Here is a 16,047-nt window from a genome sequence, read left to right on the forward strand (position 1 = left end):
CACCATACTATCACCATCACTTTTAATATTCTCAATAAGCCTCATATTCATAATGCTTTGATATTCATATCTGTCAGGATACAGTGCCTGAAAATACAGTTCCCAGTCCTCATCTTCAACTACTGCCAATGTATAGGCATACTCAGGGAAGTTTTCTGCCATCATCTCAGAAATTTCATCGTAGTACCCCAACTCATTCTTAGCATACGAAATAATACGTACCCGTTCATCACATTTCGCAACACCTGTTAATATGTCCCCATGTTTTTCAATAATCTCTACCACAGCATCTTCTATACGGTATAAATATTCCCCTTCTTCTCTTGTAGGAAACCCGTTTTCATCAGCATTCTTATATAATATTTGTAATTCTAGTCTTTTAGGGTAGTTTGCATTAAATTCAAAATCCCAAAGAGCTAAATTGGTTCGAATAACTGCCGGTAAGTCACAAGCAAATGCATTGCATAGATAAATGCCCCAGTCTTCATCAATTTCAGCAGTTTCTTGATTAATTACTTTCTCAGTAGCCTCATCGGCTCTGAATGCTCTTTTTTGAATTTCTTCTTTACACTCTTTTACTACTTCCAACGCATTCTGTTCCTCAGGATCTAACTCCGCCCAACGCAAGGCATAAGGAATAGCTCTTTCTTCCTCATGAGTCAAATATTGATAGGCATATGCCATGCGCATATTCCATTCAGCCTTATCTTTCCCCTCTTCTCTAACTGAATTCAAAATATCTATAGATTTTAATAAATATTTATCGCCAATAAAACTAGGTGTTCCTTTATCATCATTGCCGACAATCGCAAAGTTTTGATAGGCACGAGCAAGCTGATACCATACTTCATAATCCCGTTCTTCCATAGGGATTCTTTCCAACGCTGTGATACATTCCGTATATTTATCTTCATCTGTAAGTTTTTCTATATACGCAAAAAATTCTTTGCGATTTTCTGAGTTCCATTTCATGTTATGTTACCTCCACTTTTATCGTTTATCAAATATTAAAAATACAACACCACAAATTACAAGTAATAGTCCACATATTCCTATAATAACTCTATATCCTTTCTCACCCCACACTTCAAAAATAAATGCGTGCCTTGCTTTATCTCCGACTGTAGCTTGATATACCCATTTCAAATCTCTTATCGCACCGATTAAAAATAGTAACCCGCCTGCTATCAGAATATACTGATAATATGCTTTTAACCATTCAAATACTTCATCCATATCGTTTGTCTATTTCATCTATTAAGCATTTCTCTAATTATTTCTCTTATTCACATAGGATAAGAACTCTTCTTAATGCGCTTTCATTATAATTTAAAATTATAGAGATATCAATATGATAAAAAATAGCATACGTAAAATTGTTGTTGCAACTAACTAACAATTCCAAAAGAAAAAGCCATATCATATTGATATAGCTTCTCCGTTATAATTGAATTAATTTTTTGATTAAAATTAATGGAGTTTATACAAAATTATTGACTCATTTATTTTACCTATAATCGATATGATAGAAACTCACAAATTAGATTCACCAATAAGATTTGTCGAACAACCCAAATTTATTCGGACTATTATTTATTTAAAATCATATTGTAAATACGCAGTTTTATTAAATCATATGATGCAATTTCTATAAATCCAGTGCTGTTTCATCCAAGAGAAAATCCTCTACTCCAATATATAAAATACCGTCATCATCAAATCTAGGTACTATGTTGTTTCTAACTATAACAACTTTCTTAAATGAATCTCCTGTTCTTCTCAACGATTCCGTCTCTTGTACTTGTTTTTCTTTTGTATCAACATTAAGTGCCGATTGAATATAATATCTATTACTTCCTCTATTGATAATAAAGTCTACTTCTAAATTTTTTCTAATCGTTTTTTTATTCTCATCTTTATAATTATATTCCACAACACCAACATCTACATTTAGCCCCCTCATACGAAGTTCATTATATATTACATTTTCCATAATATGTGACTGTTCAATCTGTCTGAAATTTAGCCTTGCATTTCTAAGCCCAATATCTGAAAAATAGTATTTATACGGAGATGATATATATTTCCTTCCTTTCACATCATATCTTCTGGCTTTTTCAATTAAAAAAGCATCAATAAAGTAATCCAAGTAATTACTTACTGTGAACTGAGATATCTTTATATTTTTTTCTGACATAAAAGTATTCGCCAGCTTAGTTGGATTAGATAGAGAACCAATAGACGAAGATATAATATCCAACAAATCATCCATTATAGATGCATCTTTAAGAACTTTATTACGCTCCATTACATCTTTAATATAGGTGCTTGTAAAAATATTTTTCAAATACTCACTCTTTTTTTCATGATTACTAATCTGTACAGTCATTGGCATGCCACCGTACAGACAATATTCATCAAAAGCCTTTCTCTTGTCTCCTTTATAACATGAATAAAATTCTGCAAATGAAAATGGATATACTCTTATTTCATCACCACGATCTCTAAACTGCGTGAGCACATCTGATGAAAGCATCTTTGAATTACTACCTGTAATATATACATCTACATTTGGAATTTTCATAAGTCCAAGTACCAAATCAACAAAGTTTACCTTTGATTCAGTGCCTTCCAAATATGGATTAGAAATTTCTTCTACAAATTGAATTTCATCTATAAAAATATAATATTTAAGTCCATTATCTTGTATTTTATCTCTTAAATAATCATCTAATTCTATTGGATTTCTATATTTAATATTCTTCATACTATCAAGTGCAATCATTATAATTTGATTTTCACTCACTTCACTTGAAAGTAAATACTTTCTATATAGTTCAAATAAAAGATAAGATTTTCCACATCTTCTAATACCTGTAATAATCTTCACTCTTCCATTGTCTTTTTTATCGATAAGTTGATTTAAATATCTTGGTCTTTGTACTTCCATCCTCACACCTCATTTAATAATATATTGTAAATACGCATTTTTATTAAATCTATTTATTATATTATAGCATTCTTAATCATCAATTCCAATTAGCACTTTTAAAATTAATGCGTATTTACTACTTTTATTTAAATTGCATAAAAAGCCATATCACAGGGATATAGCTTCTTTATTTTATAGGGTTATAGTGACTGATTTTTTGATGGAACAGTGGATAACTATGGTATATCGTGATTGAAAGCTTTATTATTTAATGTAAAAAAAGCTGTTTCCTCACCAGATTTAAGATACCCCATTTTGACATCAGAAGGGATACCATTTTAACAAAAATTTTTTATTATCATATTAGAAGAAAATTATTCTAACTAAATTTTATTATTTATATCTTTTCAATGATTTATTTTCAATATTATAAATTTCGTCTGCACAATTTTTTACAAATTCCATATCATGAGAAACAAAAATCACTAGCCCTGGATAATTTTTTATCAATACCTCTAGCGCTCTTATACTAATCATATCCAGTGAATTTGTAGGTTCATCTAATATTACAACATTGGCATCTTTAATGAATACTTTTAATAATTCTATTCTAGTTCTCTGCCCACCACTTAATTTATTGATTGGTACATTCAATAATGATGCGTCTATCCCAATATCCCTCAATAAATTTATAATATCTTGTCTTGAAAAATTAGAATCTTCTTGTAAATAATTAATAAGATTTTTTGTACTTGCAACATCAAAATGAAATTGTTTAAAAACTGAAAATTTGATCATTTTAGAAAGTATAATATTTGGATGGTTAGCTAGTATATTCTTTATTAATGTAGACTTACCAGAACCATTTTTCCCAGTAATTGCAATTTTTAATTTATTTGCAAATTGAAAACTAACATTTTTTAATAATTGTTTATCTTCATAATAGAGATTAAGCAATTCAGCTCTTATAGGATATTTATTATGTAGTTCTCTAAAATTGCCTTTAGGAAAATGGATTGATTGTACAATAGGTATATCATTGATTTCACCCAAACTATCTAATCGCTTTTCAACATTTTTTATTGTCCTATCAATTCGCTTAACAGCTGTACTTTTATCTTTAGTTGCTGCTAATCGACTAGGTTTTTCAAATGACTTTTTATTTTTATTTTTTTCTAGGCGCAATCTTTGCTCTTTATTATTTAAAATAATCGTTTCTAAATGTTTTTTCTCTCTAATATATTCTTCTTTTTCATATTGTTGTTTTAACAGATGAAGTTCTTTTTGCTTTTCATAATCTTCATAGGTACCAATATACTCTCTGATTTCTTTATTCTCAATATCCCATATTTTAGTCACAACATTTTTTTAAAAATAGCGATCATGACTAGCTATAATAATGATACCATTTTTATACGATTTAATCGTTTTAATTAAGTTCTCTCTCGTCTGAATATCCATAAAATTAGTTGGTTCATCTAATAATAAACAACCTTGTTTTGTACAAAGCAATTTATATAGGAAATCTCTTTGCTGTTCACCAGCACTATGATTTAAATTTGTATAATTATTATTTGAAAACCAATTTTGATCAAACTTTTTACATAATACATCACAGATTATTCTACCCTTAGTAGATTTTGTATTACCGCAAATAATATTTAGTAATGTTGTTTTACCTACTCCATTATTACCTACAATTCCAATAACTTCTCCAATATGACCGATTAATTTATCAGTATGAAACAAGGGTTTATCTGCAAAAGACATCTCAATATCAATTAATTTAATAACTTCTTTAGCCATAAAGTCACCCACTCCTTTAAAACTTTTCAAGTGTTTCCAAATCAAGTCTAGATATTAAATAAAATTTAATAAACATTATTACTATTCCCACTATAATTTAGATGCAGATATAATCACTCGTAACATTAATAACTTCTATCAATCCCTGCTTTCTTACTAGATTGGTAAATTTTCTTAAATAAGACATAACCGATTACCAAGAAAAAAACTGACTGACTAGCTAATAATAAGTACTCCATCAAAGTAACTCTTCCTCCTTGAATGAGAGATTGTGTCATTTCAATTCCTAGAGAAATAGGAAGAAATCGACCAATCAAAATTGCCCATTCAGGCATCATTTCATGAGGTAAAATAGCTCCAGTAAAAAATAATAGTGCATAAGAAATAATCGAATCAAATGATGCGGTCTTAGTATATTTTAACGTCAATGCCACTAATACTAATGTAAATCCAAACACTCCAACTGTAGTTAATAAGAAGATGACAATATACCATCCACTGAATGAAATTTGAATTGAAAGAATGGCACTCAAGATAAGTGATACAACAGCCACTTTAATGAGATTGACAATTAACCACACTAGTGTCCTTACTATAATCAGCTGTTCAAAAGGAAATGGTTTAATAATCAGTTGATCTAAGATTCCCATTTGCTTCTCCGAAGACACAGAGACTGCTGCTTCACTAATAACCGAACTCAATAAATACCAGTACACAAATCCTACATAACCTTGATTCATTTGTTGATGTTGAACTAATAAAAACATATAGAACACAATCGTAGTAACCACAATACTCACAATATGATCCGGATAATAAGTACGTACTTCATGTAAATATTTCCATAATTCTGCCTTAAATAACTTCATGATAATCTCCTCCTCTTTGACTATAGAAATAGTCCAGTGTTTCTTCAACCGTAGGACTTAATTTCTCAATCTTGATTAAATGAGACATCAAATTATGTTTTACTAAAAGTGAGGTTAACTCATCAATAGTATTCCGTTTCATGTATGATTTTCCTTTTTCAATGCGGCATTGAAGCTCTTGATGAATTACTTCTCCCTCAATAACAGCTTCAAATTCTTGTGAATGTGGGACTTGTTGCAAGAAGTTCTGATAATCTCCCTTATAGACAACCGCTCCTTCATCAATCACAATCACATAGTCTGCTAGTAATTCTATAATCTCTGCTTGGTGTGATGTAAGAATTATCGTTTTATTCTGTTCTGTTGAAAGTTGTTTAATTTTTTGACAAAGTTGCTTTGAACTTTGAAAATCTAATCCTAAAGTTGGCTCATCTAAAAATAGAACTTCTGCATTTGTCATTAATGAAATAATTAATGAGAGCTTCTGTAACATTCCTCGAGAATACCCACCAACTGGTTCATCAATAGCATCTCTTAGGTCGAACTCATCAATTAACGCTTGAATACTGTCATTCATATAGTTTATGGATTGTTTTGATAACCCAATAAAGTATTCAATATTTTGTTTACCTGTTAAAAATGGATAAACATTATCGACAGACTCTAATACGGCACTTACGTTTTGATAATATGAATGTCCAATGTCTAAAAGATTTTGCCCCTTAAACAAAATATCTCCCTTATCTGCACTAATCATTCCTAACATTAGTTTAATTAATGTCGTTTTTCCAGCACCATTTTTACCAAGAATTACTGTAATATTACTTTCTGGAATTTCAAAGGATATATTATGTAAAATTGTCTTTTTATTATATTGTTTATGGATATCCTTTACTTCAAACACCATCTTCTACATCTCCTTAAAATAGTAATCAAAAAACTCTCTATCATTTTTGTTCAAATTATTTTTTGAACATATTAACCTCTGTTATTTTCCCATAATTTGAAGTTTTTTTATATTATACCATTTTTTTAGAATTGTAACTATTTCTAAAGAAAAACTTCACATGAGTGTACATTTTTTGTACATTCAAAAAAGCACGAAACTAGAATTTCTAGCTCCATGCTTTCTACTAGTCTTTCATTCCAACAAGCTCTCGCTGTCTACGATTCGCTTCTTGTGCGATATAACTCATCACAAACTTGAATTCTTTAGCAGTAGCTTTTTCAGAGAGTTCTGCAACGCTTTGATTATATTTATCAATAATTTGTTGTACTTTTTCCTCATCGGTCATCTAACATTTCCTCCAATTGTTGTTTCGTATATTGCTGTGGAAGTACCAGCTGAATATTCTCAGCATCAAAATGTACTTCGGATATATTATTTTGATAATCTTTTATAATAATATGTAATGTAACTTCTGGATGTCGTTTTTTTACTTTTTCAATATTTTCTCTAGCTTGGAAGAAAGCATTGATAAATGTATCTTTTGGAACAACACGACCTTCTACTAATTCACGTTCTTTCGTAAAACTCCATGCTACTTGTGGATCTTGATAAACATAAAATAACGTCACACGATACCCATTTTTTAATGTTCGAATAATATTCTTCTCTGCACTCAAAACTGCGAATGTTGCATCCAATATAAATGAATATTCGTTATCCACTACAAATTTAAAAGACTGATCTACTAACCATGCTGATGCTTTTTGATATTGACTAGAATTACTACCGTCATAACCTGGGAATTGAATTCGAAATGCATCTGCATCAATTACAATATGTTTTTTATATCTATTTGCTAATCCAAGAGCAACTTCTGTCTTGCCTGCGCCTGGACTGCCAGCCATAAATACTGCATCTGGCTCTTCACTAGGAACACTATCGTAAATCAATTCAGAAATAAACTCTTCTACTCTATTTTGTGCATATTCTAGATTCTGATCCATGGTATTCCTCCTTCAATTCTTTGTCTAAGTATACCATTTTCCTAGCATTTTATCAGCTATATTGTAACATCCTTATTCTTTTATTTTCGCTTCAACTAATCTTGAACAAAATATCCTTATTCAAAAACCTCACTGACTACATCTGTAATCTGGTTAAAATGACTAAAGTCCATTATTGGATCTCCTAAAGTATCGTCTCCTCTTAATCCAATAATTTCTATTTTACTCTTAGAGTGATTTTTCTCAATTAATTCTTCCGCTAAAGCTTTAATGCTCAGAACTTTTCCAATCGTTAATGTATAGACTCCTGAATGTAGAACATGATGATAAAAATCATCCCACCCTCGAATAAAATCTTCTTTTCTTGTAGCTAGCTTTGTAATTCGTTCATCGGTTAAAGGAAGAGGTTTATTTTCTTTCGAGAGTTTATCAAACACATGATAGACTGAGCCATTACTTTCAATCACAAATGGAAATCTTAACGATTGAACGACACAATCTTGATGCTTATCATTTAAATTCTTCAAATATTGTTCTACTTCTAGTTTTTGCCTTCCGAATTGATTATGGGGTTTATAAGCTTCATCACTTGAGATAAATATAACTCTTTCCTTTACAAAAGGTAATACGGACTCTAGAAACAATTTTGTTTGTGAAACATTTTTTGAATAATAATAGTCAGCAAAGTCTTCACAAAAATTTGTCATTTTTAATGATGCTGAATGAATGAAAATATCTGGTCGAATTGCTTCAATATATTTCAAACAATCTTGTGAAGTAAAGTCCATTGGTACTGAATAAAATACTGAAGTATCTATCCTTTTACTCATAATTGCTAACTGTGTTTCTTGATAATCAACACCATACACTATTGCATCATTTTCTATAAAATAATTTACTAATGCTTCCCCAATTGTTCCACAAACACCTGTAATTAATACTTTTTTCTTCATGATTCACTCTCCATGTAATGCTTTTATCCAATTTTTCGTTGGCATATCAATAACTTTATTTAACGGATTCATCGGGATATTGTCATCCTTATTTTCTAGTTTTCCATTTCGAATTCTTTTAATTAATTTTGATGGAATACCAAATCGTTCTTTTAAAATTATTTCGTCTTCCAAGTTAAATGATTGCGTAGAAATCTTCAACATACCTTTTTCTAATAATTCAACATAACTTTCTGTTTCTTTAATAATTGTTTCTAGAAAAAACTGATTAGAATAATTAATAGTATTTACATTTTGTAAATCCGATAAACCTGACAAAGTAATATCACTCATCAATTCAACAATTTCTGAACGAGTAATTTCTTTATCCAAAAATAATAAAAAAAGATCCAAAACAAGTATTCTATGCAATTTCCTAACAATATACTCTTGATTTTTATTTCCAAATACGATTCCCTCATTCATAAGAACTAAAATGACTCTCATTAAATTAATACATTTTAACCCTACTGATAGATTAGATTCAGGAATTTTTTCACTAATTTTCTTAAAGGAATTTTTGAAATAGTTCAATTCATAAATACTATTTTTTCCAAAATACTCAACTTCGATGACTTCCTTCAAAAAAGAACTATCAATAACATAGCTTTCTCCATTAAAAATAACATTAAGACTGCCAACCGGTACTAATCCATTTTTATTTCTACGATAGAATTTAATATACTCTCCCTTAAAGCTATCCTCACCTAAAGTAGTCGATAATTTATCACTATTAATCAAGCAAATATCAAATAATTCTTTTGTTTTTGCATTTATTAACGATAACATCTTTTGAGATAAAACCATTGTAGTTTTTCCATCTAAAAAATTTAATTTCCTAAAAAAATCAATTGTGATTTTCAATGCCTTTTCAAGATTTTCTTGCTTTAACAAAAAGAAACTTAACATATGATTATAAGGAGATGCGACTCCTTCATACCCTGTTATTTCAAGAATTTTATCTGTAACTCTAAAACATCTTTGATTCGTGTAGAAATAACCATCAATCTTAAAAAAATCTTCAAATCTATCTTCAATATTTAAAACCGAAGAAAATTTAAGTGTTTTATGATACATAACTCCTGAATCAGGGATATAATCCATTCCTGCTTTGTCCATAATCTCCCTAAAATACAAACTAACATCATTTTCCAATTCCTATTAACCTCCAATAATTATACACACTCCTAATTAGTGAAAGCTTATCACACCCTTTTATTATTTTCAATATTATTTTATTCAAATCTGTATTTTTTTAAAAAAATATACCAAAATGAATTTTATTTTTTTACATATCATACAAAAAACATTATGGAAATCTGATTAGTGATTCCCATAATGTTTTACTTTTATTTTTAATAAGGTATTAAAAACGACTACTTATATATTCTTGTAATCTTAAATACATTTTTTCATTTCCTAATAATTTATACAAAAACTTAGCTTGTTCATAATACATAAGAATATCTTCTTCTGACAGAAAATTATCTCCAATGTTCGCTAATAAACAATATAAGTCAGCTAATAAATACATACTACTATTTTCTTTACAGATATCAATTATTTCTAAAATCTCTTCCAAAGCTTCTTTTGTAACTTTATTTCTTACTAAAATTCGAGCATAGTTATATCTTATTTTGATTACCTTATGTAAATTATCCTGCTTTGATATATCTACTTTATAAATCTCTTCCATTAGAACTTTATAAAGCTGTTTATATTTTTCAATTTCATCACATTCAAAATAAAATAGTGCTAAAGTATTCAAAAAATCTAAATAGTATTCATCATTCGTTTTTAGTTTTTTACATAAGTGTTCCATCATTTCTATCGCTTTGACAATATCTTTATGAACATTAAACGTAACAATTGCCTTTATCCATTCTAGGTAAAGAAGATCCTCTTCTAACGTAATTTTTTGCTTCTTATTCAGCTCTAATGATAAACAATATTCTAATTTACTAAAATCTCTTTGAGATAAAGCATCATCAGCTATTTTTTTGAATGATTTTAATACAGAATCAATTCCCTCTAGCTTCGAATTAAAAAAATAGTCCATACTTACATTTAAACGAACAGACAATTCTTTTAAAATTAAAGCACTAGGATCATAATTTTGATTTTCTATTCTACTAATTTGGCTTTGTTTACAAATTCCTTCTGATAATTCCTTTTGTGTTAAATTTAATTCTAATCTTCTATGTTTAAGACGTTCTCCTAACAAGTGACTTCTCCTTTCCAAGGCAGACTAATCAAATACATTTTCCATATCTTGTGACTCATTATTTTTAACCTGTTGCATTCCTCTATCCATCATTGTGTGAAATTCTTCTTCACTCATTGTATCACGTATAGGAACTTGCTGCTTAGGAACAGTTAAAGAAAATGGAATACCATTATTCATAATAATTTGTCGATAAAATAAATCAATCGCTACTGCTCGAGAAAGACCAATCTGCGATAAAATTTTTTCTGCTTGTTCTTTAATATTTTCTTGAATTCTAACATTTACACTAGCTGTTTTCATACACATTTCCCCTCTTATATAATTGCAATTATTATACCATATGTATTGCGTTACGCAATACAATTTGTACAATATCCATGTTAACTCATTTATCATCAATCAAATTATCGACTCTTATACAAAAAGAAAAAGCCTATATTCAGGCTTTTCCATTTTACCACTAAAAAAGTGTTCTACTCCAACCCATCAAAATCTTCGAATTTTACTGAAGCTAGTTTGGAAACTCCAGATTCTTGCATCGTTACTCCATATAATACATCTGCTTCTTCCATTGTTCCTCTTCTATGAGTAATCACAATGAACTGTGTATTTTTAGTAAATTCTTTCAAGTAACGACCATATCTTGCAACATTTGCCTCATCTAGGGCCGCTTCTACTTCGTCGAGTAAACAGAATGGCACTGGCTTCACTTCTAAAATTGCAAATAATAATGCAATGGCTGTAAAGGCACGTTCTCCCCCAGATAATAGACTTAAGGATTGTAGTTTCTTACCAGGTGGCTGAGCAATAATCTCAATTCCTGTTTCTAATAAATTCGTAGGATCTGTTAACTCTAGAGAAGCACGTCCTCCTCCGAACAATCGTGGGAATGTTTGTTGGAATTGACTTGAAATTGCATCGAAAGTTTGTTTAAATCGACTCGTCACTTCCATATCCATTTCTGTAATCGTGTCTTCTAGATTTTTCTTCGCATCTAATAAGTCTTGTTGTTGAATCGTTAAAAATTCAAATCTTTCTTGAACTTTATCATATTCCTCAATCGCCATTAAGTTTACTGCACCCATTTGTTCGATTTGTTGTTTTAACATGCGAACTGTTTTAGAAGCATCTTCGATGGACATTGTTAATTCTGTTTTTTCGATGGCTGCTTCAAATGTTAATTCATATTCTTCACTTAAATATTGCAGTTTTTGATCAATTGCTAATTCAAATCGATTGGCTTTTGTTTCAACTTTTGATTGTTGTTTCAAATACTCTTGTAATTGATGTTGCGCTTGATTTCGACTAACTTCTGTTTGTTTATTCAATACTTCTAATTGAATTCTTTCTTCTTTTAGTCTATCTAAATCTATTTCTAATGCTATAACAGTTTCCTTAATCGCTTCGTAATCTTTTACAGTTTGGTTGTAATCTGCTTCATTTTTCTCTTTTAAGTCCTTCTGTTCATCTTTTTTCGATTCCAGTAAATGAACTTGTTCTTCTAAACGTTTTAATGACAGTTTTTCTTGTTTGAATTCTTTCTTTTGGTGTTGGACTTGCTCTTGAATACGAGCTTTTTGTGTCCCCACTTCTTGTAATTCTTGTTGTTTTTCTTGAAGCTGTTGCGTACGGTCTTCTTGAGATAATTGTAAATAATCCAGTTCTTTTTTAACCGCTTGATTCTCTTTTGTAATCCTTCTTAACGCTTCATGAGTTTCCACATATTGCTGTTCTAATTGTTCATATTGTTCAATCGATTCATCTAATTCATATTGTTGACTTAATGTTTGACGACTAATTTTATTAAATTCATCTTTTGAATATTGTAATTCTAAGCGTACTTCTTGTAATTGTTGTTTTAAAAGGGTTTCTTCTTCTTGAATAGCTGTTCCTTTTTGAACAATTTCGTTCCATTTGGTTTCCAACTGATTCCATTTTTCTGAAACTTGCTTCTCATATTCTTTCAACTGTTTCAATTGTTGTTCTAACGTTTCTAATTGACTATTCCGTTTTACAAGAGATTGTTGTTGATGGTTTTTAGAAGCCCCACCGGTCATCGAACCACCAGCATTCACAACATCTCCCTCTAAAGAAACAATACGATAACGGTATTGCAAGACTTTAGCAATTTTCATAGCATCATCCAATGTTTTGGCAACGACAGTTGTTCCTAAAATATTTCGAACAATAGATTGATACGTTTTTTCCACATGTACTAAGTCACTAGCAATTCCGACATAGCCTTGTAAAGAGAATAATTGTTGTTGAACCGCATCTGGTATTCTTTTCTCTTTAATAATCGTTAACGGTAAAAATGTTGCACGTCCTAAACGATTCTGTTTTAAATAGTCAATCGCTTTTGCTGCAGCTTGTTCATGCTCTACCACAACATGTTGACTACTTGCCCCTAAAGCAATATCGATTGCTAAGGTGTATGCATCTTCTACTCGAATTAATTCAGCTACTGAACCAATGACACCAGAAATTTGTTTCTTTTGTTTTAAGATTTCACGAACCCCTTGATAGTAACCAGCATAATCTTCAGAAACTTGTTTCAAACTATGATAGTTGGCTTGTGTTTGTTGTAATTGTCGTTCAATCTTTTGTTTTTGTTCTTGCATGGTTTGACGTTCTTGACGTAAACTGTCTGCTTGTTGACGATAAGAATTCAAGTCTTCTTGTTTAGCATTAGTTTGTTGAACTAGATTTTCTTCTTTTTCTACTAACCGAGCAATCTTTTGATCTAATTGCTTTGATTGTTCTTCAAATAATTCTTGTTTTTCTAGTAATTTATCATGTTGATTTTGATTTTGTTCCATTGAACGTTCCAAGTGTTTTTCTTGGTTCGTTAATTTTGAAATTTCTTGTAATTGCTCGATATAGTCACTTTGTAATTGCTTTTGTCGCTCTTCATTACCTTGACTTAATTGTTCTAATTCTTCTACTAATTTAGACCAAAGTGATTCAATTTCGTTCAGTTCTACTTCTTTAATGGCAACTGCTCGCTCTAATTCAGCCACAGTTTGTTCTGTTGATTCTAATTGACGAATGACTTCCACTAAAGCTAATTGATTTTCTTCATTGGTACGATTCGCAAACTCTTGTCTTTGTTGATAAACTTTACGTTCACCATCTAATTGTTCCATTTTTTGAATCGCATCAACGTATAACACTTGTTTATCATCTAACTCAGTATTTTTTACAGCTAGTAATTCTTGTTGATCGAACACTTTCTGCTCTAGCTCTACTAATTTTTGTTCTGTTTTCATCACAGTTTCTTGTAACTGCGCTACTTCTCGTTTAGCGACTGTCCATTGAGTATTTAAAGTTTCAATTTCAACGGCTAATAAAGCTGTTTCAATACCTTGTAATTCTTCTTTTTTTGATAAATAAACAATCGCTTTTTCCTTTTGTTCTAATAAAGGCATTAATTGACTTTTAATTTCATGTAAAATATCTTCTACACGATTTAAATGTTCTTGTGTTTGATCTAATTTTCTTTGCGCTTGAGTTTTACGGTCTTTATATTTTAATACCCCTGCAGCTTCTTCAATAATCATACGACGATCTTCAGGTTTATCATTGAAAATTTGTTCGACTTTCCCTTGAGAAATTAAAGCAAAGGAATCCTTTCCTAAACCAGAATCCATCATTAAACTTGTAATATCTTTTAGTCGACAAGCTTTCTTATTAATAAAGAAGTCACTATCCCCATTACGGTTCAATCGACGAGTTAATACAACTTGCGAATGCTCAATTGCCAATTTTCCATCTTCATTGTTAATATGCAAATTTACTTCAGCAATATTCACGGGTTTACGAGTTTGAGAACCTGCAAAAATAACATCATCCATTTTTTTACCACGTAAACTTTTGGCAGATTGTTCTCCTAAAACCCATTTAATTGCTTCTGACAAATTAGATTTTCCACTTCCGTTTGGACCTACAACTGCTGTAACACCTTTATCAAATTCGATAACGGTTTTATCTGCAAATGACTTAAATCCAGACATTTCAATTTTTTCTAACTGCATCCTTGACTCCTTACTTTAAGAAATAACGTTTAATTTTTCTAATGTTCTTCTAGCAGATAATTGTTCTGCTGCTTTCTTCGTCTTGCCTTCACCAATTTCATATCCTTTATCATTAACATGAACTTGTACGGTATAATAACGTGCATGAGAAGGCCCCTCTTCTTTTAGTAATTCATAACGAATGTTCACATTCCCATTTCTTTGGAAATATTCTTGTAATTCTGTTTTAAAATCACCAACTAAAGTAAATCTTCCATCTTTCATTTTCGAAATAATGACTTGTGTTAGAAATTGACTAGCACCTTCAAAACCTTGGTCTAAATAAATAGCACCCACAAAAGCTTCAAATACATCGCAGAGAACTGCTGGATTTTCATGTCCTTTTGAAGCACGTTCTCCCTTTCCTAATAAAAGATATTTATCTAACTCACACTCTTTTGCAAGTGTCGACAAACTTTCTTCACAAACGATTTGCGCTCTTAATTTTGTTAACTCGCCTTCTTTTTTCGTTGGCATTTGACGGTATAACCAATTAGAAATAAATAATTCTAAAACGGCATCACCTAAAAACTCGATACGCTCATTATAAATCCCTTTGCAATCTTTATGTTCATTTGCATAGGATGAATGGGTTAATGCTTCTTTTAAATAGTTTTCATTTTTAAATTGTATTTGAAATTCTTTTGCTATTTTTTCTTTAAATTTTTCGATTGAATACATGCCCTTCGGCTCCTTATCATTTCTCTATCTCCCTATTATAAAAGGTTTGATAAAACATTACAAACGATTTTATAATAGGGGCGTATTCTGACACGTAAAGCAATAGAAAAGACTTTTACATATTGTAGCAAGGTCGACAGCAGCCTCGCCTTGCGAGTCTCATGTCTAAACTTTGAGCCTTGGTCTCAAAGTTTCCCTGTAGTATTAGCCAAATTGGCTAATATTACTATTGCCACAATAACAAGTCTTTTCTATTACTTTACTTATTTATCCTCCAAGAATAATGAAATCGTATCTAAGCAACCGTACAAATGTATTATCCTTAAAAATATTTATAATTTAATTTACGAAAAGTTTTAAAGTAACTTCTAGTTAAGTATCAAAAATAGAAGTTAATCTGGGACTAAAATTTATGTTAGAATTAAGTATGAGACAAATGATGGTATGGAACGATGAAACATTAACATTTAACGTTATCTGATCGTATTGAAATTGAATTAGGTATTACAAAAGG

15 protein-coding genes are annotated in these 16,047 nt (G+C 30.2%); all 15 read right to left on the reverse strand.

Translation table 11 applies throughout. The features are described 5' to 3' along the window. Positions 1-972 (reverse strand): DUF695 domain-containing protein (locus RYL55_RS06400; RefSeq protein ID WP_315008133.1); only part of this gene is annotated, 972 nt, incomplete at its 3' end. A gap of 18 nt (positions 973-990) precedes the next feature. Further along, positions 991-1,236 (reverse strand): immunity 17 family protein, encoded by a 246-nt coding sequence (locus tag RYL55_RS06405; protein ID WP_315008134.1) that lies wholly within the window; start codon positions 1,234-1,236, stop codon positions 991-993. 412 nt (positions 1,237-1,648) lie between these two features. Continuing rightward, positions 1,649-2,950, reverse strand: coding sequence for an ATP-binding protein (locus RYL55_RS06410; RefSeq protein ID WP_315008135.1), 1,302 nt, complete (start codon positions 2,948-2,950; stop codon positions 1,649-1,651). 375 nt (positions 2,951-3,325) lie between these two features. Then, positions 3,326-4,291: an ATP-binding cassette domain-containing protein gene (locus tag RYL55_RS06415; RefSeq protein ID WP_315008136.1), complete on the reverse strand. Its 966-nt coding sequence runs from the start codon at positions 4,289-4,291 to the stop codon at positions 3,326-3,328. Positions 4,292-4,300: 9 nt separating this feature from the next. Continuing rightward, the gene (locus tag RYL55_RS06420; RefSeq protein ID WP_315008137.1) at positions 4,301-4,738 is read right to left on the reverse strand and encodes an ATP-binding cassette domain-containing protein; all 438 of its coding nucleotides are present in this window, start codon (positions 4,736-4,738) and stop codon (positions 4,301-4,303) included. Positions 4,739-4,863: 125 nt separating this feature from the next. Further along, positions 4,864-5,607, reverse strand: coding sequence for an ABC transporter permease (locus tag RYL55_RS06425; RefSeq protein WP_315008138.1), 744 nt, complete (start codon positions 5,605-5,607; stop codon positions 4,864-4,866). Further along, complete coding sequence (locus RYL55_RS06430) at positions 5,594-6,514, reverse strand: ABC transporter ATP-binding protein (protein ID WP_315008139.1); 921 nt, start codon at positions 6,512-6,514, stop codon at positions 5,594-5,596. Before RYL55_RS06430 ends, RYL55_RS06425 begins: the two co-directional genes overlap by 14 nt. Before the next feature lie 226 nt (positions 6,515-6,740). Continuing rightward, positions 6,741-6,902: a hypothetical protein gene (locus tag RYL55_RS06435; protein ID WP_315008140.1), complete on the reverse strand. Its 162-nt coding sequence runs from the start codon at positions 6,900-6,902 to the stop codon at positions 6,741-6,743. Further along, positions 6,892-7,560: a zeta toxin family protein gene (locus RYL55_RS06440; protein ID WP_315008141.1), complete on the reverse strand. Its 669-nt coding sequence runs from the start codon at positions 7,558-7,560 to the stop codon at positions 6,892-6,894. The genes RYL55_RS06435 and RYL55_RS06440 overlap by 11 nt, the downstream gene beginning before the upstream one ends. Positions 7,561-7,676: 116 nt before the next feature. Beyond that, positions 7,677-8,513, reverse strand: coding sequence for an SDR family NAD(P)-dependent oxidoreductase (locus RYL55_RS06445; RefSeq protein WP_315008142.1), 837 nt, complete (start codon positions 8,511-8,513; stop codon positions 7,677-7,679). 3 nt (positions 8,514-8,516) lie between these two features. Next, entirely contained in the window at positions 8,517-9,707 is a 1,191-nt protein-coding gene (locus RYL55_RS06450; protein ID WP_315008143.1) for a hypothetical protein, read from the reverse strand. Positions 9,708-9,918: 211 nt separating this feature from the next. Continuing rightward, positions 9,919-10,776 carry a helix-turn-helix domain-containing protein gene (locus RYL55_RS06455; RefSeq protein ID WP_315008144.1) on the reverse strand — a complete coding sequence of 286 codons (858 nt, stop codon included), beginning with the start codon at positions 10,774-10,776 and terminating at the stop codon, positions 9,919-9,921. Positions 10,777-10,800: 24 nt separating this feature from the next. Beyond that, the gene (locus RYL55_RS06460; RefSeq protein WP_315008145.1) at positions 10,801-11,079 is read right to left on the reverse strand and encodes a type II toxin-antitoxin system RelB/DinJ family antitoxin; all 279 of its coding nucleotides are present in this window, start codon (positions 11,077-11,079) and stop codon (positions 10,801-10,803) included. 173 nt (positions 11,080-11,252) lie between these two features. Beyond that, the gene (smc, locus tag RYL55_RS06465; RefSeq protein WP_315008146.1) at positions 11,253-14,813 is read right to left on the reverse strand and encodes a chromosome segregation protein SMC; all 3,561 of its coding nucleotides are present in this window, start codon (positions 14,811-14,813) and stop codon (positions 11,253-11,255) included. Between the two features lie 15 nt (positions 14,814-14,828). Next, positions 14,829-15,533, reverse strand: a complete 705-nt coding sequence (gene rnc / locus RYL55_RS06470; RefSeq protein ID WP_315008147.1) for a ribonuclease III — start codon at positions 15,531-15,533, stop codon at positions 14,829-14,831. Positions 15,534-16,047: the final 514 nt, after the last annotated feature.

Origin of the sequence: uncultured Granulicatella sp., from assembly GCF_963515615.1 — a bacterium.
In the GTDB taxonomy this organism is placed as follows: Bacteria; Bacillota; Bacilli; order Lactobacillales; family Aerococcaceae; genus Granulicatella.

What these genes read in the sequence shown, in the direction of transcription:
- RYL55_RS06440 (WP_315008141.1), bottom strand. Translation starts at nt 7,560, where the DNA reads ATGGATCAGAATCTAGAATATGCACAAAATAGAGTAGAAGAGTTTATT.
- RYL55_RS06460 (WP_315008145.1), bottom strand. Translation starts at nt 11,079, where the DNA reads ATGAAAACAGCTAGTGTAAATGTTAGAATTCAAGAAAATATTAAAGAA.
- rnc (WP_315008147.1), bottom strand. Translation starts at nt 15,533, where the DNA reads ATGTATTCAATCGAAAAATTTAAAGAAAAAATAGCAAAAGAATTTCAA.
- RYL55_RS06425 (WP_315008138.1), bottom strand. Translation starts at nt 5,607, where the DNA reads ATGAAGTTATTTAAGGCAGAATTATGGAAATATTTACATGAAGTACGT.
- RYL55_RS06430 (WP_315008139.1), bottom strand. Translation starts at nt 6,514, where the DNA reads ATGGTGTTTGAAGTAAAGGATATCCATAAACAATATAATAAAAAGACA.
- RYL55_RS06435 (WP_315008140.1), bottom strand. Translation starts at nt 6,902, where the DNA reads ATGACCGATGAGGAAAAAGTACAACAAATTATTGATAAATATAATCAA.
- RYL55_RS06405 (WP_315008134.1), bottom strand. Translation starts at nt 1,236, where the DNA reads ATGGATGAAGTATTTGAATGGTTAAAAGCATATTATCAGTATATTCTG.
- RYL55_RS06445 (WP_315008142.1), bottom strand. Translation starts at nt 8,513, where the DNA reads ATGAAGAAAAAAGTATTAATTACAGGTGTTTGTGGAACAATTGGGGAA.
- RYL55_RS06410 (WP_315008135.1), bottom strand. Translation starts at nt 2,950, where the DNA reads ATGGAAGTACAAAGACCAAGATATTTAAATCAACTTATCGATAAAAAA.
- RYL55_RS06420 (WP_315008137.1), bottom strand. Translation starts at nt 4,738, where the DNA reads ATGGCTAAAGAAGTTATTAAATTAATTGATATTGAGATGTCTTTTGCA.
- smc (WP_315008146.1), bottom strand. Translation starts at nt 14,813, where the DNA reads ATGCAGTTAGAAAAAATTGAAATGTCTGGATTTAAGTCATTTGCAGAT.